Below are 21,849 nucleotides of genomic sequence, written 5' to 3'. Positions count from 1 at the left end.
TCGTGTGTGACAATACCGTAACAGGATTGTAAGGATGGAAGGTCAATGAAGGAAGTAGAAGAGCTTTCGTTCGGTGATAGCGCTACCGGTGCGAGCGAGCGTAAGCGTCAGCCTTGGTTGGGGCGGCTTATTGCGGCACTGGTGGTGATTGTGCTTCTGGTCGTGTGCGGGAGCGCGTGGGCGTGGGAGGCGCGGTTGCGTCATATTATCGTGTTCGTCAACGGTCAGCAGATGGAGATTTCTGCTGGTACAACGGCGAAACAGCTGCTCAGCGCCCATGATGATTTCGGCGCGCATCCGGGCAAACTGCTCGCAGTGGACGGCAGTGTGTTGAAAACGACGGGAGGGCACCCGGTGTCGCTGACGGTTGACAATCAGCAGGTTGACCCGTCGGATTGGGGTAATACGCGGTTTTCCGGGAACACGCAGATCAGCGTCACGTCCGGCGGTGACGTGACCGAAGGCCATACGACCGACTATGAGACGGTTCCGCATGGTATTACGGTCAATATCGCCGGCGGTGTCATCCAAATGGTCAAAACCCGCGGCCAGGACGGCAAGCGTGAAATCTGGGTGGGCGACGTGTCCAAGAAGCGCATCGCCAAACGAATGGCCAAACAGATGGTGGATACACAGATTGTCGGCGTATCGCCGCGCCCCGAAGGTCATAAGGTCATTGCGTTGACCTTTGATGACGGCCCGAGCGACCAGTACACCGCCCCGATTCTCGACATTCTCAAGCAAAAGGGCGTCAAAGCGACGTTCTTCGACGTCGGCCAGTATTCGGTGCGGTACCCGGCGTTGGAGAAGCGCATGGTGGCGGAAGGCCATGAAGTCGCGAGCCACAGCAACACGCACCCGTTTATGCCGAAAATGAAGCGTGACGCGTTGCGTGCGGAAATCAACGCCGGGTTCGCCAACATGAAGAAGGCGTCCGGCGTGGGCACGCGCATGATGCGCTCGCCGTACGGCTCGTTCACGGTGGATCAGTGGAAGGACGTATACGATCTGGTCGACTACAACGTGCTGTGGAGTATCGACACGGAGGATTGGCGTCGCCCCGGCGCGCAGGCGATCCATGACGCGGTGCTCAACCACGCGTACAACGGCGCTGTGGTGCTCATGCACGACGGCGGCGGCAACCGTGATCAGGATATCGAGGCTCTGCCCGGCATTATTGACGATCTCAAGGCGCAAGGCTACGAGTTCGTGACCATCAGCGGGTTGTTGAAGCTTGCCGGCATCAGTGCCGCCCCGCTGACTGATAAGAGCGGTGACGCGAAGAAGTAGGTTGCGTCATCTGCTTCTACCGACGCTGACGGTGCTGTGAGCGTCGGCAGAGGGTTGGGTTTCTGCTTCTGCCGACGCTGGGGATTATGCAAGTGTCGGCAGTGGGTTATGGTGTTGCTTCTGCCGACGCTGGCGGTCGTGTGAGTGTCGGTGGAAGGTTGGGTTTCTGCGTTTGCCGACGCTGAGAGTCCCGTGAGCATCGGTAGAAGGTGGGGGAGGCGTGCCGGCTGACATCCGCCTGCACCCGGTCCGCATCTCCACCCCGTTCACCGCACCACCCGGTAGAGGGGGTACGGTAACCTGTGGGCGGCGGAATCATGCGTTTTGCGGAGGTGCATCATGCCCGGAATCATTCTTATCGGCGCTCAGTGGGGCGATGAAGGCAAAGGCAAGGCGACCGATCTCATCGGCTCGCATGTCGACTATGTCGCCCGCTTCAACGGCGGCAACAACGCGGGCCATACCGTGGTCGTCGGCGACGAATCCTACGCGCTGCACCTGCTGCCCAGCGGCATTATCAGCCCGAACGTGACGCCTGTCATCGGCAACGGCGTGGTTGTCGATCCTGAAGTCCTGTTCCAAGAGATCGACGGCCTCGAAGCCCGCGGTGTGGACTGCTCGCGCCTGCTGGTCAGCGAGTCCGCGCACGTAATCGCCCCCTACCATCGCACTATCGACAAGGTGACCGAACGCTTCCTGGGCAAGCATAAGATCGGCACCACCGGTCGCGGCATCGGCCCGGCGTACGCCGACAAGATCAACCGCGTGGGCATCCGCGTGCACGACCTGTTCAACGAGAAGCATCTGCGCGACAAGGTCGAGGCGAGCCTGCACCAGAAGAACCAGATGCTGGTCAAGCTGTACAACCGCCGTCCGATTGACGTGGACCGCACCACCGACGAGCTGCTCAAGCTTGGTGAACGGCTTAAGCCGTACGTGGCGAACACGTCTCTGATTCTCAACAATGCGCTCGACGCGGGCAAGACCGTCTTGTTCGAAGGCGGCCAGGCCACCATGCTTGACGTGGACCACGGCACCTACCCGTTCGTCACCTCCTCGAACCCGACCGCCGGCGGCGCTTGCACCGGCACGGGTGTCGGCCCCACCAAGATCACCCGCGTCATCGGCGTGTCCAAAGCGTATATCACGCGCGTGGGCGAAGGCCCGTTCCCGACGGAACTGTTCGACGAGCAGGGCGATTGGCTGCGCGAGCAGGGTCACGAGTATGGCGTCACCACCGGTCGCCCCCGCCGTTGCGGCTGGTTCGATGCTGTCGTCAACCGGTACGCGGTGCGTGTCAACGGTCTGACCGATATCGTGCTCACCAAGCTTGACGTGCTCACCGGCCTCAAGGACATTCCGATCTGCGTCGCCTACGATGTGGAAAACCCGGACGGCACGCACACCCGCTACGACGACATGCCTGTCGATCAGGCGGCCTTCACCGCGGCGAAGCCGATTTACGAGACCATGCCCGGCTGGGACGAGGATATTTCGCAGGTGCATGATTTCGCGGACCTGCCCAAGACCTGCCAGGATTACGTCAAGCGTCTCGAAGACCTGTCCGGATGCCGGATCTCCGCGATCGGTACCGGCCCTCAGCGTGACCATATCATCTCCGTCCACTCGCTGATCGACTAGTCCGCAAGTCTGCAAGGCGTTACAGGGCAAACTCGACCGGACCGGAGCCGAGGCGCAGGAGCGTCACGGCTCCGGTCCCGCATAAGAGGGCGTGACAGGCCGTGCCGGAGGACATCCCGGAGGCCATAGAGAGTAACAAGAACAGGGAAGAGAAGGAGCATATGACGAAACGTTCCCCGCTCTCCGACCCGCAACTGTATGTGGTGGTGTTTATCGGCGGCGCGATCGGCACGTGCGTGCGGTACCTGCTGGGTCTCGCGATACCGGCGACAGCCGGAGGATTCCACTTCGGCACGCTCGCCGCGAACCTGCTGGCATGCTTCGTATACGCGGGATTAAGCGCGTATCTGGCGCAGGCTGATTGGATTCGCCCGCGCAAACGCGAACTGGTCAACCGTGGCGCCGGCATGGGCGTGTGCGGCGGATTGTCAACCATGTCCACGCTCGCGTTGGAAGGCTTCACCGGCATACTCGGCGGGCAGGCAGGGCAGGCGCTGCTGTACCTGCTGGTCAGCGTGGTGCTTGGTCTGCTGGTTGCGTTTGCGGGTGTCTGGTGCGCTGATCGGCTTGCAGCCGGGCATCGCGCGGAACGTACCGCGGCGGCCGGTCAAACCGCCCTGTCCGGCGACTCCGGCAGTGATTCCAGCAATCCCGTCAGCTCCGCAGAACAGGAGGCCCGGCAATGACATCATTCCTGATTGGCGCACTCCTGTGCCTCATGGGCGGCCTGGGCGCCGTCACCCGGTTCGTGCTTGATACCGCGGTCAAACAGCCGTGGTCCCGCATTCCCGACAACGCGGATGAACGCACCACGGCCATCCACGCGTTCCCGCTGTCCACGCTCGTCGTGAATATCGTGGCCTCACTGCTCGCCGGTATTGTCGCAGCCGCCTTCGTCTACCACGGCGACCCGGCCAGCCCGTGGCGTCTGGTGCTCGCCACCGGCTTCCTCGGCGGGTTCTCCACGTTCTCGACCGCCATCAACGAAAGCGTCACCCTGCTACGCAACGGCAAACGCGCCGTCGCGGCAGCCAACATCGTCCTCGAATACGTCGTTCCGCTGCTATGCGTGGCGCTCGGCTGGTGGCTGGCGGCAGCACTGTGAACGATGTGCACGCCACCGCAGACCGTCTGCTCACCTCATTCGCCCGCCTCAAATGGCGTATGGCGGGTGCCGGCGTGCTTATCGGCCTGCTGTCCGGCGTGCTTGTGGTCATCTACCGTCAAGGCATCGAGCTGAGTCTCCGCTTCGCCCGCTGGATGTACGCGCAAATCCGCCTCACCCCATGGTTGATCGCTCCCTGGGCGTTGGCGGCGATACTCGTCAGCCTGCTTATCGCGTGGATGGTCCGCAAGGAGCCGATGGCCTCCGGCAGTGGCATTCCGCAAACCGATGGCGTGGTGCTGAGCGGTCTGAAGATGAAATGGCAGACGATTCTGCCGGTACGCTTCCTCGGCGGCCTGCTTGCCGCCCTGTTCGGCCTGTCCTTGGGGCGTGAAGGCCCCTCCATCCAGATCGGCGCATCGGGCGCACAATTCCTGTCGCACCGCATGCGCGGCGAACGGCGTGAAGACGTGCAAGAGCACTATCTGGTGACCGCGGGTGCGGCCGCCGGCCTGTCCGCAGCGTTCAGCGCCCCGCTGTCCGGCATGATGTTCGCGTTGGAAGGCATCCACCGCAGCTTCTCCCCGGCCATCCTCATGGGCGCGACCGCCGCCTCCTTGACCGCGGATTTCGTGTCCAAATACTGTTTCGGATTGACGCCGGTCCTTGATTTCGGTGACATCCAGCAGCTGCCGCTCAACGAATATTTGTGGCTGATTGTGCTCGGCATCATCGCCGGATTGGTCGGTTCGCTGATGAACCGTTCCCTACTCGGCTTCCAAACCCTGTACGGCAAGCTTCCCGACTGGCTGCGCCCCATGATCGCCATCGCCATCGCCCTACCGGTCGGCTTGTGGCTGCCCGACGTGCTCGGTGGGGGAGCGAACCTCGTGCAAACCGCCGAACGAGGGCATCCGGGGCTGTTGATGCTGTGCATCCTGCTGGTCGCAAAAATCCTGTTCACCAGCACGAGTTTCGGCTCCGGCGTACCAGGCGGCATCTTCATGCCGATTCTCGCAACCGGCGCCTTGGCTGGCGGCGTGTGCGGCACGCTCGGGCATGACTTGTGGGGGCTTCCCGCCCAGTCCATCCCCGTGTTCGCGGTCTGCGTGATGACCGGCACACTCGCAGCGTCCGTGAAAACCCCGATTACCTCAATCCTGCTGACCGTGGAAATGTCCGGGACCCTGACGCACATGCTGCCGGTCGCCGCAGCCGCGTTCATCGCCCTGCTGGTCTCCGACCTGCTGCGTACGAAACCGATTTACGGTGTGCTGCTCGAACGTTATATGCGTGGGCAAGGGCAAATGGCGAAACTGCCCAGCAGACTCGGCGCCGGCATCATGGATTTTCCGCTGGAAATGGGTGCGCCCGCCGACGGGCATCGTGTGCGCGACGTCGCCTGGCCGTCCGGCTGCCTGATTATCGGGCTTCGACGGGGTGAACATGAAATCGTTCCACGCGGCGACACCATGCTGCGGGGCGGCGACTATCTGATTGTATTGTTCAGCGGACAGGAGGAACAAACCGTCCGATCGGCGCTGCAACGGCTGTGCGACGCCGAATCAGCGGCCTCGGCCACGCCGCCCGTTAACACGAAAGAGCACTAAGTTACCGTAGCGAAACGTTATTGCAACCGGTAGTCGAATCTCGAACACCTATCGTGAGGGGTATTCGAGAGAGGACTACACATGACAGACGCACTATCGACTGCGCGACGCCATCGGCTCCTGATCCTGGCCTGTATGCTCGCCATACTGGTACCGGTGGCGTTCCTCGCATTCCCGTCAACCGCCCGCGCCGCCCAAGCGACACCGACCTGCAACCCGACAGCCACCAACGGCTGCGTAAACGGTATTCTGCAGGATTCCGGCAAACAACCGATCGCCGGCGTGACCGTCACCCTGTCCGGCAAGGAATCCGCGACCACCACCACCGACGCCTCCGGCAAATGGGCGTTCTCCGTAACCGCGGACGGCTCCTACACCGTCACCATCGACAAGTCGGTCGCCTCCAGCCACGGCCTGCCCGGCAACACAGAGACCGTGAGCATTGATAAAAGCGATTTTTCCAAACAACGCGCCGTCGTCCGATTCGACAAGACGAACGCCTCGCCCGCCGCTTCCAGTAAGGCGTCCGGCTCGGCATCATCAAGCAACGCCAAGTCGGGCAACTCAAGTTCCACCGCCAACAGCTCGTCGGCGTCAAGCGCATCCGGCAGTTCCAGCAATTTCGGCCAACGTTTCTGGCAGCAGCTCTATTCCGGCTTGATTTTCGGCCTCATGCTCGCGCTGATGAGCGTCGGCATGAACCTCGTGTACGGCACCACCGGCCTGAGCTCCTTCTCCCACGGCGAGCAGGTCACACTCGGTGGCCTCATGACGTACGTCGGCACGCAGATGCTGCACTGGCCGCTCATCGTTTCCGGTATCTTCGCCATCGCGATTGGCGCACTGACCGGTCTCATCCAGAACGAAGTCATCTGGGCGCCGTTGCGCCGCAAGCATGTCGGCCCGCTGCAACAGATGATCGTCACCATCGGCCTGTCCATGGTGTTGCAATACCTGTTCCAGTTCTTCTTCGGCGGCAGCACTAAAGGCATCGTCACCTCTGTGGAACGCGGCTTCCAGATCGGCCCGATCACCACAGACCGCGCGACCCTGATCTCCGCGGCCATCGCAATCGTTGTCATCGTGACCGTTACCTACTTCCTGTACCACACGCGATTCGGCCGCGCCACGCGAGCCGTCTCCGACAATGCGGCGCTCGCCGCGGCATCCGGCATCAACGTGGAACACGTCGTTCGGATCGTATGGATCCTATCCTGCGCGCTCGCCGCACTCTCCGGCGTGCTTATGGGCATCTACCTCAAAGGCATCGCATGGAACACGGGCGCGGTCCTCCTGCTGCTCATGTTCTCCGCCGTCACGCTCGGCGGTCTCGGCACCGCTCCCGGCGCCCTGGTCGGTGCGCTCATCATCGGCGTCGTCGCGGATATGAGCTCGCTTATCATTCCCAACGACATGCGGTACGCTTCGGCGCTCGCAATCCTCATCATCGTCCTGCTGTTCCGTCCGCAGGGCATCTTCGGCAAAGCACAGAGGGTGGGCTGAACCATGGATTTCCTCACGATTATCACCAATTCGCTGGGCGAACTGATTGCGCCCACAACCGCCGCCTACGCGCTTGCGGCGATCGGCTTGAACATTCACTTCGGCATGACCGGCCTGTTCAACATGGGCCAGGCGGGATTCATGCTGCTGGGCGCCTACGGGTTCGCCATCACCCAATCCATGGGCTGGAGCATTCTCGGCTCCCTGTGCATGGCGCTGTTCCTGTCGTTCCTGTTCGCGCTGCTGCTCGGTATCCCGACGCTTAAGCTCGGGCCCGACTACCTGTCGATGGTCACGCTCGCAGCCGCTGAAATCGTTCGCATAATCGGCCGCTCCACCGCGATGACGAAACTCACCGGCGGTTCCGGCGGCATCTCCCCACAGGATTTCACGGAGAAGTTCGAAGCACTCTCCCCGTTGCCCGACGGGCAATCGACCTTCCTGCTGTGGACCTACTCGAACAATACGGCGAACTCTTGGTGGATCCGCATCGTCGCCTGGGTACTGGTCGGCATCGCGCTGTTCCTCACCTGGCGCTGGTTCAACTCCCCGTGGGGCCGCGTGCTCAAAGGCATCCGCGAGGATGAGAACGCGGTGCGCTCGCTCGGCAAGTCAGTGACCCGCTTCAAGATCCAGTCACTGTTCCTGGGCGGTGCGTTCGGTGCGCTCGCCGGCATCATCTTCGTGCTGCCGCGTTCCGTCCAGCCTGATTCGCTCGGTCGCCAGGTCACCTTCTACACGTGGACGATCCTGCTGATGGGCGGTGCAGCGACCGTGTTCGGCCCGCTGATTGGCTCATGTGTGCTGTGGGTGGCGCTCACCCTGATCAAGGAGTTCATGCGTGGCACAATCCCGACGACCGTGATCTCCTCCGATCAGGTGGAAGCGCTCGGCTGGGTGATCATGGGCATCGCGCTCATGTGCATCGTGATATTCAGGCCGCAAGGCATTCTCGGCGACCGAAAGGAGCTGGCGTTCAATGCGTAAGTCAACATCACAGCCTTCGACATCACAGCAGGCCGACAAGCACGCAGCCGACGATTTCGGCGGCAAGCCGTTCGAGCAGCAGACATACGTTTCCGAAGCCGACGCTCCGGGCGCCCCTGCCTCCGGCTCCCTCACTCCCGAGGCGGATCTGCCCCGCTGGGCGACCCGTGCGCCCGAAGGTGAGAAACTCGAATCCACACAATACGCGGACCGCGTGCAACACGATTTGTCCTTCGTCAAGGGCGCGCCAGGCGTACCCAAGCCCGACCCGATCCTCGTGGCGGACAACATCACCCGCAAATTCGGCGGCGTCACCGCCGTCGACGTGCAACATTTCGAGATCGAACGGCACGGCATCACCGCGCTGATCGGCCCGAACGGCGCCGGCAAAACCACCTTCTTCAACCTCATGACCGGTTTCGACACCCCGAACACCGGCACCTGGGAATTCGACGGCAAACCGCTGAAATCTGAATCTCCGGAGCAGGTGGCGCGCATGGGCATGGTCCGCACCTTCCAGCTGACCAAAGTCATGAGCCGCCTGACCGTCATGGACAACATGCTGCTGGGCGCCCCCGTTCAACCGGGCGAAGGCATGCTCACGGCGTTATTCCCCGCGCGTTGGCGCAAGCAGGAGGAGAAAAACCGCGAAAAGGCCGAACGCCTGCTCAAACGCTTCCTGTTGTGGAAAAAGAAGGATGATTTCGCCGGGTCGCTTTCCGGTGGACAGCGCAAACTGCTCGAAATGGCGCGAGCGCTCATGAGCGACCCGCAGCTGGTCATGCTCGACGAGCCGATGGCCGGCGTGAACCCCGCGCTCAAACAATCGCTGCTCGACTGCATCATGGCACTGCGCGAAACCGGCACGACTGTGCTGTTCGTCGAACACGACATGAACATGGTCCGGCATATCGCCGATTGGGTGACGGTCATGGCGGAAGGCAAGATCGTGGCCGAAGGCGTGCCGAAGAACGTGATGTCCGACCAGGCGGTCATCGACGCGTACCTGGGCGCCCGAGCGAACATCGATTTGGGCGATGACGCGGCGCTTGAGAAGCTTGAGGAGGAACAGCATGAGTGACGTAACAGTAAGCGAACGCGAAAACCCCACCGCCGCTGCCGGCACGGATACGCCCGCGGAAGGCACGCTGCCGCGCTCGCAAGTGCATGTCGGTGAACCGGAAGGTGACCCGCTGATGGATGCGCAGGATCTGATCGCCGGCTACCTGCCGGGCGTGAACATCCTCAACGGGGCGTCACTGACCTTGCATGATGGCGAAATCGTCGGCATTATCGGCCCGAACGGTGCCGGCAAATCAACCCTGCTCAAATCCCTGTTCGGTCTGGTGCATATCCGGTCCGGCAAACTGCTGCTGCGCGGCGAGGACATCACGAATATGCGCGCCGACAAGCTCGTCTCGCGCGGCGTGGGCTTCGTACCGCAGACGGAGAACGTGTTCCCGTCGCTGACCATCGAGGAAAACCTGCGGATGGGGGCGTTCCAGGCGCCGAAACTGTTCAAGGAACGGTTCGAATACGTCAGCTCGATCTTCCCGAAACTCGCCTCGCGCAAGGACCAGCTGGCCGGTTCGCTGTCCGGCGGCGAACGGCAGATGGTCGCGATGGGCCGCGCGTTGATGATGAAACCGTCCGTGCTGCTGCTTGACGAGCCGTCCGCCGGCCTGTCTCCGATGCTGCAAGACGAGACCTTCATCCGCGTGAAGGAAGTCAACAAGGCCGGGGTTTCCGTGGTGATCGTCGAACAGAACGCCCGCAGATGCCTGCAGATCTGCGACCGCGGCTACGTGCTCGATCAAGGCCGCAACGCCTACTCCGGGCGCGGCCGCGACCTGCTCAACGACCCGAAAGTCATCTCCCTGTACCTGGGCAACCTCGAGGAGAAAGTCGAAGAGGAAGGCCGGTAATAGACGCGGCGCGTGGTGCGTCTAGCGAATCGCCGCATGATTCCAACATTCTTGCGTATCCGGCGCTGCACCCCGCGGTCACTGTTCCACGCCGCGGGTTGCCATCCTGGATTTCGCTGCTGTGGAGGGGCGACTTTAGCGGGGTGCGGCGTTGGCCGTAATCGGATACGGGAACAGCGCCCCGCCTGACTCCGCCATGCCCTGGCGTTCCGGGGTGCGGCCCATCATCGTGGGATTTTTCGCGCGATTCGCGGTTCGGCGCGTAAACTCCCATCGGTCCGATATTGGGTGCCTTGGTATTTCAGCGTTTCTCTTGTCACATTATCGCCGGACCCCGTTTTGATGGATAAACTCCCGGGAGATTATCCGCCTTCTCGTGATTTCGCCCGGATCTCCCGCGTTCCCGCATGCCTGATTGCGCAACATTTCCTGTTGTTTTCGCATGTCACCGCGAGGAAACATCCGGCACACGCTCGTGTTGCAAATCCCGCTTAGATTCTCGGGTAAACGAAGCAATCAGCCCCGATTGGTTGCATCACCGTAATGTCCAATCGCCCGCTTCGTAGCAATGAATCAGCATGGGAGAGAGGAAACTGATCATGCGACACGCAACATCACCACACAAATCAATGAAACGCACACTGATGTGTGCGACCGCCGCTGTCGCCGCGCTGACCATGACGCTGTCCGGTTGCGGCTCCTCGTCATCAAGCGGTTCGGCGTCCAGCAGTTCGAACGGCGGATTCGTACTCGGCGCGCTGTTCCCGCAGACCGGCTCGCTGGCCTACATGTCCCCGCAGGAGGAGGGCGCGGTCAAGCTCGCGCTCAAGGATATCAACGATGCCGGCGGCGTACTCGGCAAGAAAGCCACGTCGGTGAGCGCCGACACGTCTGACGCTGACCATGCCGATCAGAATACGTCCGGCACCCAGTCGGTCTTGTCCAAGAAGCCGTCTGCGATTATCGGCCCGGCGTCCAGCTCCGTGGTCAAGAACGTGTACAAGGAGATTTCCGCAGCCAAAGTTCCGCTGATTTCCATGGGCGCGACATCCGCAAGCCTGTCCGGCGTCGACCCGTACTTCTTCCGCACAGTCGCCCCCGATAGCGTACAGGGCGCGGTGCTGGGCAGCGTCATCGCGCAGGATGGCGTGCAGAAGCTCGCCATCGCCTCGTTCAACGATGATTACGGCACCGGCTTGCGCGACACCATCGCCAAAACCGCTGAGGCTGCCGGTGTGGATGTCGTCTACGGCAAGGATCAGGCCTTCGACCCGACTGAGACGAACTTCTCTTCGCTTGTGTCGACCATCAAAGCGTCCAACCCTGACGCCATCGCCATCATCGCCTTCGACCAAACCAAGCCGCTGATCAAGGAGATGATTGCCCAAGGCGTCGATACCACGAAACTGTATCTGGTTGACGGCAATACGTCCGATTACTCCGGCACGTTCGACAAGGGCACGCTCAGAGGCGTGACCGGCACGATTCCGGGTGCTCATGCGAGCGCGGACTTCCAGAAGAAGGTCAAGTCCATGGAAAGCAGCGTCAAGGATTACACGTATGCGGCCGAAACGTATGATGGCGTGATCTTGTTCGCGCTCGCTGCTCAGAAGGGCGGCAAGACCGATGGTGAGACCATCCAGAAGAACCTCCTGGCGGTCTCCGGCGCAAACGGCGGCACGAAGTGCAAGTCCTACAAGGAGTGCGTGGCACTGCTGAAGGATGGCAAAGATATCGAATATGTCGGCCAGACCGGTATCGGACCGTTCAACAAGAACCATGATCCGAGCTCCGCGAATATCGGCGTGTACAAGTTCGGTGAGGACAACAAGCCGGTGTTCGACCACGCCCAGTCAGGCAAAGTGTCGTGACCGATGGGGGACGCCCCGTTCCGTCTGATGTGACGGAGCATCGATGACCGGTGTCGCAAGCGTGCAATCGTTTGCGACACCGGTTTGTCGTGTTTGCGGTGTTTGTCACGCTCGCGGTGCAGTGTGTTATCCGGGAAGGCGTGTGTGGTGGGTGGGCTGTGCCGCCGCGCGACCGATGGTTGCGGTACCATGGGGGATTGCCGTATGGTGCGGCAGTGCGAGTAAGAACGGCGGGCGATGCCTGCAGTGGATTGTTTGGGAGTGACAGATGACAAAACATGAGGGACGGGACGTAGGTGTCCCGGACGCAGACGGTGTCACCCCGGATGGGGACGGTGCCGCCGCGGCGGTGGACGCCCCCGGTGGTATCGGTTCGACGCCTGCGCGTGAGCCAAAACCTGAGACGTTGGCGATTCAACGAATCGAGCCGGAGGCTGGTCCTGTCGGGGCGGCCGCCTCGCCGAACCCTCCGCAGATTTCGCTGGCCCCGATCAAGAAGCTGCGCGCCCAGTTCAACCCGTTGGCTGACGGTCTGGTGTATCTGGTGGTGTTCGTCGGCGGTTTCGTCGGTACTGCCGCACGATACGGGCTGTCGGCGTTGTGGCCGGCTCACGGTACAGGCTTCCCTGTGGCGACGTTTGTCGCGAATATGGTCGCCTGCCTGTTGTTTTCCTTGTTGACGGAAACGATGGCGTCCGCGTCGTGGCTTCGCCGGCGTGTACGGCAGTTGACGAGTCGCGGGCTTGGATTGGGCTTGTGCGGCGGATTGTCGACGATGTCGACGGTGATGTTGGAAGGCTTGCATGATATTCTCGCCCACGATCCGTGGATGGCGGTTTCGTACATGTTTGCCAGCATGGTGGGTGGCGTGTTGTGCTGTATTGCGGGCGTGTGTCTTGCCCACGTGTTCACGGCGTCCCGTGCGGCGCAGTCGATGCGGCGGATGTCCCCTGGGGTCGGACCGGCTCATAAAAGCGGTTGGCAGAACGGCTCATCATCGTCCGATAATCCTCCTGTGACGGCCAATCACAGCGGTTCCGCGGACGCGGGCTCCGGTGCCGGTGATGGCATGCCGGTGTCGTTCGAGCCGACGCCGATCACCGCGGAAATCCCGATGGTTCCTGATCCCGTGACCGGGGAGGTGCACTGATGCTGCTGGTTTGCGTGTTCGGCGGACTGGGGACGATGGTCCGCTATATTTTCGACGTGTCGATCCGCCGCTGGTGGCATCATGCGTTCCCGCTGGCGACGCTGCTGGTCAATGTGATCGCCTCGTTCTGCGCGGGTATGGCGGCGGCCGGGTACGTGTATCATACGGTGGATCAGGCGACGAGCTTGATGTTCGTCGCCGGTTTCTTGGGCGGTATGTCAACGTTTTCGGCTGCGGTCAGCGAAATGGTGTCGCTGGCGCGGAATCGTCGCTGGTGGCTGGCGTTCTCGTACGCGCTGATGAGCATGGTGGTGCCGTTGGTGTGTGCGGCGGCCGGATGGGGGCTTGTCGCCGTCACCAGATAGTGGTCGCCATAGTGGTCACCGGATAGTGCGTGCGGTCTCGTAAGCTCGAATTCGAAGTCGAACCGTTTCGATAGTACAATGCCATACAGCGCCCATAGCGGGACGCTGAAACAAGCCGCGTTTGCGCATGGATTCCCCGACGATGGGAGACAGCGCAGACAGGAAACCGTGAGGAGCAGGACATGGTTGCTATGCGTGACGTGGCCAAACGAGCCGGAGTGTCAGTGAGCACGGTGTCACTCGTCGTGAACGCTACCGGCTACGTTTCGGATGAGATGCGCGAACGGGTCGAACAGGCGATGCGCGAACTCGACTATATTCCCAACGAGTTGGCGCGCAACCTGTACCGCGGCCGTACCGGCATGGTCGGCGTCATCGTGCCGACCTTGCGACACCCGTTCTTCGCGACGCTGGTCTCCGCTCTGCAAGGCCGATTATCGCAGCGCAACCTCCAGACGCTGCTATGCGCCACAGACGATGCGGACACCGGTGAAGCGGAGTATGTGGCCCGCCTACGCCGCCACATGATGGATGGCATCATCATGGCCGCGCATACTGAGCATCCCGCAGAGTATTGGGATTCAATCCGCCGCCCGATCGTCGCTTTCGACCGTGTGCTGGGCGATACGATCGCGGCCGTGCGATCCGACCATGAGCAAGGTGGACAGCTGATCGCCCGGCAGCTTCTCGACACCGGATCGCGGCACGCGGTGCTGGTCGGCGGCCCGTGCAAACAGTTCGACGACCGTGGCGACGGCGCGACCACGTTCCCCACAATCCGGTATTTCAAAACATTGGAACAGCAGTGCGATGCCGCCGGCATCCGGCACGAATACGTGGAATCCGGCGCGGTTTCGGACGTCGCGGGCTGCACACGGGTTGTGCACGCACTGTTCGACCGCATCGAGTCGGACGCCCGTAGCGGCGGCAGCACCATGCCGTCCGTTGACGCGATTGTCGGCTCGGATGTCGTCGCCGCCTGCGCGGTGCGGGAAGCGTTGTCGCGTGGGATACGCGTGCCGCAAGACCTGCAAATCATCGCCTATGACGGCACATATCTCGCGGATTGCGCGGGGCGGCAACTGACCGTCGTCAAGCAGGATTTCGACACGCTCGCCGAACAGCTTGCCGGACATATCGTCGATGCCATCAATCTTGCCGGTGACAGGGGCGACGGCAGTGATGGTGGCGACGGCAACACAGCCAAACCCGCGGACATCGATATCGTGCCGGTATCCCTACGTATCGGCGACACCACCCGGTCTGCCGCCTAGCAGCCTGCTGGGGCGGTCCTCCCGTCGCTCATGCCGCGCATTCGTGCCGCGTCCGCCCGTCGTCGCATACGCCGATGATGAATACGGAATCGCCGGACCCGGTCCAGTCGGATTCGATTCAGCCAGACGAAAGAGACGACATGACACCAACAGGCAACAATGTGCCAACCGCACTTCCCGCCGAAGCGTCAGCGAAAGCCGATGATGCCGGGCGACAGCGCCTGACACGCCTCGCCCTGGCGACAGCGGTCGCATCTGCGCTCGCCGGTGTCGCAGCGGGGCTGCTTACGCTGATGCTGTACGGCGTGGAACACGTGTTCCTCGGCTATGTGGAGGGTGTTTCCGCTCCCGGCCCGTTTGCGGTGCCCGCGTGGCGGCGTGCGGTGTCCGTGTTCGTTGGGTTGTCTGTGGCCGCGGTGATCTGGTGGCTGCTGCGCACGCGTACGACAAAAGTGCCGTCGGTCAAACAGGCGGTGGGCGGCTCGCGCATGCCTACATGGCAGACCGTGGTGCATGTGATGCTACAGATTTTCATCGTGGGTTCGGGCGCCTCGATCGGCCGTGAAGTCGCCCCGCGCGAGTTGGGCGCGTTGCTCGGCCAGCGGTTCGCTGGTTTGATTCGTCTCGGTAAGCGGGATACGCGCACGCTGGTCGCTATTGCGGCTGCGGCTGGTCTTGCCGGTGTCTATAACGCGCCGCTTGCGGGAACGTTCTTCGCCGCGGAAATCCTGCTGCGTGACATCAGCTTGGAAACGGTGGCGTTGTCATTCGGCGGCTCTGCTTTGGCCGCGTGGACGGCGTCACTGGTCAAAGGCACGCATACTTTCTATGATTTGGGGCGTGTCAGTGCGCTGTTCACGCCGGATCTCATCGGATTCGCACTGATCGCCGGCGCGGTGTGCGGAGTGTGCGGCGCCTTGTTCCGTCGCGGCTCCGTATGGGCGGAATCGTATAAATCCACTGGTGTCACGTTGCTGTGGACCATGCCGCTTGCCGGAGCACTCACCGGTGTCGCCGCCATCTGGCTGCCCCAGCTCATGGGCAACGGGCGTGCCTTGGGGCAGCTGGGATTCTCGAGCGCGGTGGAACTGTCAGTGATTCCGGGGCTGCTGCTCTCGTTCGCGGCGAAAGCCGTGCTGACCCTGCTGACCATCCGCTCGGGTGCTTCGGGTGGTGTACTGCAACCGGGTATTTCGCTTGGTGCATCGATGGGGGCGATACTCGGCGTACTGTGGATGACCTGCTTCCACACGAATACGCTCGCCGTGTATGCGCTGATCGGCGCGTGCGCGCTGTTGTCTGCGTCCCAACAGGCGCCGCTGATGGCGACGTGTCTGGTGATGGAGCTTGCCGCCGCGCCGGTGAATCTGTTCGTTCCTGCGGGCTGTGCGGTCGCGGTGAGTGCGCTGGTGTGCCAAGTACTCATGTCGCGCCTCGACGTGTGGCACCCGCTGGCCGGTATTGCTGCCCGTACTCGCCGCTGACGGCTGTCTCGCCTTCACTGTTTCTGCCGACGCTGAGACTGCTGGCAGTGTCGGTAGAAGGTTGAGTGCGATGATGACGGATTGAACCGGGACTCACGGTTGTTGATTTGCTGATTCCCCTTGACTTCCTGTCGGAAGCGGGAGATTGTGCCGAATCCGTCGGTACGATGATAATCTCCCGGGAGAATTGTCGAGTTCGACCCCGTTTCGCAAGAACTCCCAAGGAGATCGTTGAAATCATGCGGCTCGCAAAATCGGGCTGTTGGGAGTTCTCCCGCGAATCGGTCGAATCGCGCTAATCTCCCGCGAAAAGCCGGGACTTTACGCATTTGCAGTCTGTCTCGGCGTAAAGTCCCCAATTGCCGCTGGACGCATGCGTCCGCATCTGTGGAATCGAATGTTGAGATGCACGGTATTGGAACAGCAACCATGCGCCGCGCAATGAATCGTTGATATTCTGCGGCTTTGATTTCATGCCATGATCATTGTCGTCGGATTGCCGTCCGCCCGTGTACGATGCGGTTCATGGACAGCAATACCAACAGCCAACACACCCGTCCCCGAACTGAACCCGCGCAATCGCGCCGCATCCTCCGCGGCCGCATCTACCGCCATTTCAAGGGCGACCGGTACCTTGTGGAGGATTTCGCCACGGATTCTGAATCCGGCCTGCCGGTGGTCATCTATCGCAAACTATATGATGACGGCTCGCTGTGGGTGCGCCCGCTCGAAATGTTCGCCGGCGAGGTCGATCGTGCGAAGTATCCCGATGTCCGACAGCGCTACCGATTCGAACTTGAGGATGTCCCCAGTGCGAATCATCGCTGAATTCTTGCCACAGACCGCGTGTCGCGTGGTGTCGGCATGATTCCGTCGTGTACAATATCGAACCGGTTCGATACGCGTTCGAAAGTGATCCGCGGACGGCGATTCGAATCGCCAAATCCAAGAAAAACCACCAGGAACCCGCTACACTGAAAGTGTTCTGCGTTTGGCACCAAAGGAGGACCAATGAAGAACAAAGTCCAACTCATCACGTATGCCGACCGGCTGGGGGACGGCACCATCGCATCCATGACCGACATCCTGCGCACCCGCTTCAACGGCGTGTACGAAGGCGTGCACATCCTGCCATTCTTCACCCCCTATGACGGCGCCGATGCCGGCTTCGACCCGGTGGACCACACCAAAGTCGACCCGCGCCTGGGCACATGGGATGACATCGCCGAGCTGTCCAAAACGCACGACATCATGGTCGACACCATCGTCAACCACATGTCCTGGGAATCCAAGCAATTCCAAGACGTCATGAAGCGTGGCGAAAACAGCCCCTACTATGGGATGTTCCTCACCATGTCGAGCGTCTTCCCCGACGGCGCGACCGAAGAGGATCTGGCCGGCATTTATCGTCCGCGCCCGGGCCTGCCGTTCACCCACTACACGTGGGGCGGCAAGACCCGCCTCGTGTGGACCACCTTCACCCCGCAACAGGTCGATATCGACACCGATTCCAAGGAAGGCTGGGATTACCTGCTGTCCATTCTCGACCAGCTGTCCCGCAGCCATGTCAGCTACATCCGCCTCGATGCGGTCGGCTACGGCGCCAAGCAAGCCAAGACCAGCTGCTTCATGACCCCCAAGACCTTCGATCTCATCGGCCGGATCAAAGCGGAAGCCGAATCCCGCGGGCTGGAAACCCTCATCGAAGTGCACTCCTACTACAAGAAGCAGGTCGCCATCGCCAACAAGGTCGACCGCGTCTACGATTTCGCGATCCCCGGCCTGCTGCTGCACGCCCTGACCACCGGCAAAACCGAACCGATCGCCCACTGGGTCGAGGTGCGCCCGAACAACGCGGTCACCGTACTCGACACGCATGACGGCATCGGCGTCATCGACATCGGCTCCGACCAGCTCGACCGCAGCCTTAAAGGCCTCGTGCCCGACGAGGAAGTCGACCAGCTCGTCGAAACCATCCACAAGAACACCCACGGCGAATCCCTTGCCGCGACCGGTGCCGCCGCCAGCAACCTCGACCTCTACCAGGTCAACTCCACGTACTATTCGGCGCTCGGCTGCAACGACCAGCATTACCTCGCCGCACGAGCCGTACAGTTCTTCCTGCCCGGCGTTCCGCAAGTGTACTATGTCGGCGCGCTCGCAGGGGCGAATGACATGGAGCTGCTGCATCGCACGAATGTCGGGCGTGACATCAACCGTCACTACTATTCCGTGGAGGAGATTGACCGCAATCTCAAACGTCCGGTCGTCAAGGCGCTGAACGCCCTGTGCCGGTTGCGCAATCAGCTTGACGCGTTCGACGGCGAGTTCACCTTCGGCAATGAGGGTGACACGCTGACCTTCAGCTGGAAGGGCGAGACCACGGCGGCAAGCCTCACGTTCGAGCCGAAGCGCGGCTTGGGCATGGATAATCAGGCTTCCGTGTGCACGCTGCGCTGGACCGATCCGACCGGCGACCACGAAACCGACGACCTGCTGGCAGACCCGCCGACGGTCGACTAAGAGAAGATGCTTGCCGTCGGGCCGGAACACCAGCTCTGGCCCGACGGCAAGCATCGCATAACCAAAGGGGGTTGCCATGAGCAACAACAATGAGACCGGCGGCGCTGCCGGTCAGAAGCCCGGCAACGGGTACATCCGCCCCGGCATCGATGACCGTCCCGATTTGGACAAGGCGTTGACACCAGAACAGAAAAGCGCTGTGGAGCGTCTCGCCGTCCCGCTCCCAGAAAAGCCGCAGGGCGAGGATTCCGCGGCATCCGTAGGCGTGCAGGAGACGCGCATGCTCGCGGAAAGCGGTACTCCTGTCACTGCGATGGCCAGTTCCGTGGACGCGGCCGTGCTCGACCCGAACTCGGCGTTCAACGATATGCGTGACCCGATGGTCAGCGCCGACGGCCACCGTCCGTCAAAGACCGAAATCGTGCGTCTCGGCGTCGGTTTCACGCTCAGCGCCGTCGCCTGCGCCATCCCGTGGGTCGCGTTGAGTGCAATCATCCTGCCGCAGGTGTTGCAGAACATCAACCCGGCGACCAAGGAATCCATGCTCGGCACCATCAACGCGGTCGGCTCCATCGTCGCGCTGCTGGCGAACGTGATTTTCGGCACGCTGTCCGATATGACGCGCAGCCGCTTCGGCAAACGTACCCCGTGGATCGTTATCGGCGGTTTGGTCGCTGGCCTGTCCGTTGGCCTGATTGCCATCGCACAGCACAGCTTCCCCGCGATCCTCGTACTGTGGTGCTGCGCCCAGTTGGGTTACAACATCATGCTCGCCCCGTTCGTGGCGACCATGTCCGACCGCGTGCCTGACAAGGTCCGCGGTACGATTTCCGGCTTCTACGGCGCCGGTATCGCCGCCGGACAGACGCTCGGCAATGTGGTCGGCGCCCGTCTGAATGATCACGGTGCTTCCGGTGTGACCCTCGGCTGGCTGATCGGTGCGGCGGTGTTCGCGCTGATCGGCATCATCACGGTTATCATCTGGCCGCGTGAGGAATCCAACAAGAACGAGAAGCGCGAGGAAATCACCGCGAAGTCCGTGCTTATGAACTTCCGCCCGCCGCGCCACGCGCCTGACTTCTACTTCGCGCTCGTGGGCCGCACCCTGATGATGGGCGGCTACTGGATGATCAACAGCTACCTGTTCTACATTTCGCAGGATTACATCTACGCGGGCCAGCCGCGTGCGAAGGATTCCGCGAACGCCCTGATCGCCGTGATGGGCGTGATCACGCTGGTCGTGTCGCTGATCGCCGCACTGACCGCCGGTCCGATCACCGACAGGATCGGCCGCCGCAAGCTGCCGGTCGCGCTCGCTAGCTGCCTGTTCGCCGTCGGCATTCTCATGCCGCTGCTGATTCCGACCCGCACCGGTATGCTGCTGTTCGCTGCGGTCGCAGGTCTCGGCTACGGCGTGTACAACGCGATCGACCAGGCGCTGAACGTGTCCGTGCTGCCGAATCCGGAGGAAGCGGGTAAGGATCTGGGTATCCTGAACCTCGCGAATACGCTGTCCACGGTGATCGGCTCGGTGTTCACCTCGTCGATTATCAGCGTGTCCAAGAGCATGCATCATGTAACGGCTACCCCACCGTCCGCCTATCGCGTGGTGTTCATCGTGGCGATCGCGATTGTGCTGATTGCCGCCTACCTGATCATGCGTATCAAGAAAGTGAAGTGACGCCGCGGGCGGTTTGCCCTGCGCAAGTGCGTGTGGCTCGACGACGGTGGCGGATTTTGAACGTTCGGTTGCGGGCAGCGCGCTTTGTGCTAGTGCGTGTGGCTGCGCCGTCTCGCAAAGCCTCGCAACGCCTGAGCGTGTGTGATGCGCGCGATGGATGCGATGTGCCGGCCGGGTGCCTGTTCCCCTCATTGCGGGGCGAAACAGGTGCCCGGCCGCTTGCGTTTTCGCACTGGCTGTGCAGGTGAAGGCATCCCGGCACGCCTGCGACCGCAGCGCCCCCTCCGATTTGGCGAGATATTCAGATTGGATTCTGAAAAACTCTCGGATTCGCCCTTCTGTCGCGAGATATTGAGAGATTTTTCCGAATATCTCGCGTCTGGACATGTTCTCGCGAGATTTTCAGATTCTGGCGAGTCCTCACAGCGATGGCGGATTCTTGAGAACCGCGGAATATCAACGATGTGATGGCGCCTCATTCGTGCGGGCTGGCCCATAGAATCTCAATAAATCTCGGATTTGCGTTCCCGTCGGAGTTTTTCAGAGTTTTTTCTGAAAATCTTGCTGATTTCGACGTTTCGCTGAGATATTGAGATTGCGCATTGAGAGCTGAAGGCCGGCAGAATCGATTCACAGGTGCATCTGCCCCTGTCTCATGCCGGTCGTGCAGGTGTGTGACGGCCAATCGTGGTGGCGTGCAATTGCGGCGCCACCCGTCGCTGATGCGGGCCCGTATCGTGGTGCGTGCAATTGTGGCAGTCTCGTTCATCCTCACACAAACCGGTTACGCTGACGGCCGGCTCCGCGTAACCGGTTTGTAAGGCGGGCGCGATCTATGACGATTCGTGGCGAAATCAGGTCTGAGCATGTTGATGATTTGGCTGCTGCGGGAGTTTGCACGGATTCCTTCATCGCGTGGAAGAACTCCCCGGGCGCGTGTCAATCGTTCATTGCTGCGGATTGGCCTCTGATTGAGAGCGTTGGAAATCCGCGGTCGCCCGCATACCGACGGAATCGGTTGTGGAAGATTATCGCGTTTACGTCGATTTGACGCTAAACTCCCGGCGGCCTGATTTTGTGAACCGCATGATTCCAACGATTTCGTTGGGAGTTCTTGCGGGGCTTGCCTCAATTTCACTGTTCTCCCGGGAGATTATGCCTATGCCGATCAATTCGTCGCAATCTCCCGTGCCCGACCGTTTCTACTACCTTCGGCCGCATCCACATCCGCAGCCGACTGTATCCGACCTCCCCCCCATCCAACCCCACTCACCCCACCAACACCCTGACACCTATCGAAGTCAAACGCTTGACCCGTTGAAATTACAGACTTCCCGATATGTCCACATAGTGGACATCGCCTCCTTGTGGCGGGCGAACCCTCCTATGGTTACAACCCAGTTGGGAACACATCCCAAGGAGAACCGAAAGGAGGACGCC

At 61.5% G+C, this 21,849-nt stretch carries 17 protein-coding genes; all 17 read left to right on the top strand.

Annotated elements, in window-relative coordinates; translation table 11 throughout:
• Nucleotides 1-45 precede the first annotated feature (45 nt).
• The 17 genes from BBOU_RS05290 (at nt 46) to BBOU_RS05205 (ending at nt 20,409) form a co-directional block, all read left to right on the top strand.
• Nucleotides 46-1,290, top strand: coding sequence for a polysaccharide deacetylase family protein (locus BBOU_RS05290; protein ID WP_033490231.1), 1,245 nt, complete (start codon nt 46-48; stop codon nt 1,288-1,290).
• Between the two features lie 339 nt (nt 1,291-1,629).
• A complete protein-coding gene (locus tag BBOU_RS05285; RefSeq protein ID WP_026503078.1) occupies nt 1,630-2,931 on the top strand; it encodes an adenylosuccinate synthase in 1,302 nt (433 codons plus the stop codon).
• Between the two features lie 161 nt (nt 2,932-3,092).
• A complete protein-coding gene (locus BBOU_RS05280) occupies nt 3,093-3,617 on the top strand; it encodes a FluC/FEX family fluoride channel (RefSeq protein ID WP_081815533.1) in 525 nt (174 codons plus the stop codon).
• A complete protein-coding gene (locus BBOU_RS05275) occupies nt 3,614-4,036 on the top strand; it encodes a fluoride efflux transporter FluC (protein ID WP_026503079.1) in 423 nt (140 codons plus the stop codon). Before BBOU_RS05280 ends, BBOU_RS05275 begins: the two co-directional genes overlap by 4 nt.
• A 59-nt stretch (nt 4,037-4,095) precedes the next feature.
• Entirely contained in the window at nt 4,096-5,646 is a 1,551-nt protein-coding gene (locus tag BBOU_RS05270; RefSeq protein ID WP_238552089.1) for a ClC family H(+)/Cl(-) exchange transporter, read from the top strand.
• A gap of 81 nt (nt 5,647-5,727) precedes the next feature.
• Nucleotides 5,728-7,149, top strand: a complete 1,422-nt coding sequence (locus tag BBOU_RS05265) for an ABC transporter permease subunit (protein ID WP_026503080.1) — start codon at nt 5,728-5,730, stop codon at nt 7,147-7,149.
• 3 nt (nt 7,150-7,152) lie between these two features.
• Nucleotides 7,153-8,136, top strand: coding sequence for a branched-chain amino acid ABC transporter permease (locus BBOU_RS05260; protein ID WP_026503081.1), 984 nt, complete (start codon nt 7,153-7,155; stop codon nt 8,134-8,136).
• Nucleotides 8,129-9,217, top strand: coding sequence for an ABC transporter ATP-binding protein (locus BBOU_RS05255; protein WP_026503082.1), 1,089 nt, complete (start codon nt 8,129-8,131; stop codon nt 9,215-9,217). Before BBOU_RS05260 ends, BBOU_RS05255 begins: the two co-directional genes overlap by 8 nt.
• Complete coding sequence (locus BBOU_RS05250) at nt 9,210-10,061, top strand: ABC transporter ATP-binding protein (protein ID WP_026503083.1); 852 nt, start codon at nt 9,210-9,212, stop codon at nt 10,059-10,061. The genes BBOU_RS05255 and BBOU_RS05250 overlap by 8 nt, the downstream gene beginning before the upstream one ends.
• A 629-nt stretch (nt 10,062-10,690) precedes the next feature.
• Entirely contained in the window at nt 10,691-11,932 is a 1,242-nt protein-coding gene (locus BBOU_RS05245) for an ABC transporter substrate-binding protein (RefSeq protein WP_026503084.1), read from the top strand.
• 268 nt (nt 11,933-12,200) lie between these two features.
• The gene (locus BBOU_RS05240) at nt 12,201-13,082 is read left to right on the top strand and encodes a fluoride efflux transporter FluC (protein ID WP_051616809.1); all 882 of its coding nucleotides are present in this window, start codon (nt 12,201-12,203) and stop codon (nt 13,080-13,082) included.
• On the top strand, nt 13,082-13,447 hold the full coding sequence (locus BBOU_RS05235; protein WP_081815535.1) for a fluoride efflux transporter FluC: 366 nt from the start codon (nt 13,082-13,084) through the stop codon (nt 13,445-13,447). The genes BBOU_RS05240 and BBOU_RS05235 overlap by 1 nt, the downstream gene beginning before the upstream one ends.
• A 182-nt stretch (nt 13,448-13,629) precedes the next feature.
• The gene (locus tag BBOU_RS05230) at nt 13,630-14,721 is read left to right on the top strand and encodes a LacI family DNA-binding transcriptional regulator (RefSeq protein WP_026503086.1); all 1,092 of its coding nucleotides are present in this window, start codon (nt 13,630-13,632) and stop codon (nt 14,719-14,721) included.
• A 140-nt stretch (nt 14,722-14,861) separates the two neighbouring features.
• A complete protein-coding gene (locus BBOU_RS05225; protein WP_026503087.1) occupies nt 14,862-16,205 on the top strand; it encodes a chloride channel protein in 1,344 nt (447 codons plus the stop codon).
• Nucleotides 16,206-16,730: 525 nt separating this feature from the next.
• Complete coding sequence (locus BBOU_RS05215; RefSeq protein WP_051616811.1) at nt 16,731-17,033, top strand: DUF1653 domain-containing protein; 303 nt, start codon at nt 16,731-16,733, stop codon at nt 17,031-17,033.
• A 183-nt stretch (nt 17,034-17,216) separates the two neighbouring features.
• On the top strand, nt 17,217-18,728 hold the full coding sequence (gtfA, locus tag BBOU_RS05210; RefSeq protein WP_026503090.1) for a sucrose phosphorylase: 1,512 nt from the start codon (nt 17,217-17,219) through the stop codon (nt 18,726-18,728).
• Between the two features lie 76 nt (nt 18,729-18,804).
• On the top strand, nt 18,805-20,409 hold the full coding sequence (locus BBOU_RS05205) for an MFS transporter (protein WP_026503091.1): 1,605 nt from the start codon (nt 18,805-18,807) through the stop codon (nt 20,407-20,409).
• The last annotated feature ends 1,440 nt before the right edge of the window (nt 20,410-21,849 follow it).

Source organism: Bifidobacterium boum (genome assembly GCF_000741535.1).
In the GTDB taxonomy this organism is placed as follows: Bacteria; Actinomycetota; Actinomycetes; order Actinomycetales; family Bifidobacteriaceae; genus Bifidobacterium; species Bifidobacterium boum.
The sequence above is the reverse complement of the archived record's forward strand: the minus strand, read 5'-3'. Positions and strand labels throughout refer to the sequence as shown.

Coding starts and splice junctions, on each gene's coding strand:
- BBOU_RS05230 (WP_026503086.1), top strand. CDS start 13,630: ATGGTTGCTATGCGTGACGTGGCCAAACGAGCCGGAGTGTCAGTGAGC.
- BBOU_RS05240 (WP_051616809.1), top strand. CDS start 12,201: ATGACAAAACATGAGGGACGGGACGTAGGTGTCCCGGACGCAGACGGT.
- BBOU_RS05225 (WP_026503087.1), top strand. CDS start 14,862: ATGACACCAACAGGCAACAATGTGCCAACCGCACTTCCCGCCGAAGCG.
- BBOU_RS05260 (WP_026503081.1), top strand. CDS start 7,153: ATGGATTTCCTCACGATTATCACCAATTCGCTGGGCGAACTGATTGCG.
- BBOU_RS05235 (WP_081815535.1), top strand. CDS start 13,082: ATGCTGCTGGTTTGCGTGTTCGGCGGACTGGGGACGATGGTCCGCTAT.
- BBOU_RS05280 (WP_081815533.1), top strand. CDS start 3,093: ATGACGAAACGTTCCCCGCTCTCCGACCCGCAACTGTATGTGGTGGTG.
- BBOU_RS05250 (WP_026503083.1), top strand. CDS start 9,210: ATGAGTGACGTAACAGTAAGCGAACGCGAAAACCCCACCGCCGCTGCC.
- BBOU_RS05245 (WP_026503084.1), top strand. CDS start 10,691: ATGAAACGCACACTGATGTGTGCGACCGCCGCTGTCGCCGCGCTGACC.
- gtfA (WP_026503090.1), top strand. CDS start 17,217: ATGAAGAACAAAGTCCAACTCATCACGTATGCCGACCGGCTGGGGGAC.
- BBOU_RS05205 (WP_026503091.1), top strand. CDS start 18,805: ATGAGCAACAACAATGAGACCGGCGGCGCTGCCGGTCAGAAGCCCGGC.
- BBOU_RS05270 (WP_238552089.1), top strand. CDS start 4,096: ATGGCGGGTGCCGGCGTGCTTATCGGCCTGCTGTCCGGCGTGCTTGTG.
- BBOU_RS05275 (WP_026503079.1), top strand. CDS start 3,614: ATGACATCATTCCTGATTGGCGCACTCCTGTGCCTCATGGGCGGCCTG.
- BBOU_RS05290 (WP_033490231.1), top strand. CDS start 46: ATGAAGGAAGTAGAAGAGCTTTCGTTCGGTGATAGCGCTACCGGTGCG.
- BBOU_RS05255 (WP_026503082.1), top strand. CDS start 8,129: ATGCGTAAGTCAACATCACAGCCTTCGACATCACAGCAGGCCGACAAG.
- BBOU_RS05215 (WP_051616811.1), top strand. CDS start 16,731: ATGGACAGCAATACCAACAGCCAACACACCCGTCCCCGAACTGAACCC.
- BBOU_RS05285 (WP_026503078.1), top strand. CDS start 1,630: ATGCCCGGAATCATTCTTATCGGCGCTCAGTGGGGCGATGAAGGCAAA.
- BBOU_RS05265 (WP_026503080.1), top strand. CDS start 5,728: ATGACAGACGCACTATCGACTGCGCGACGCCATCGGCTCCTGATCCTG.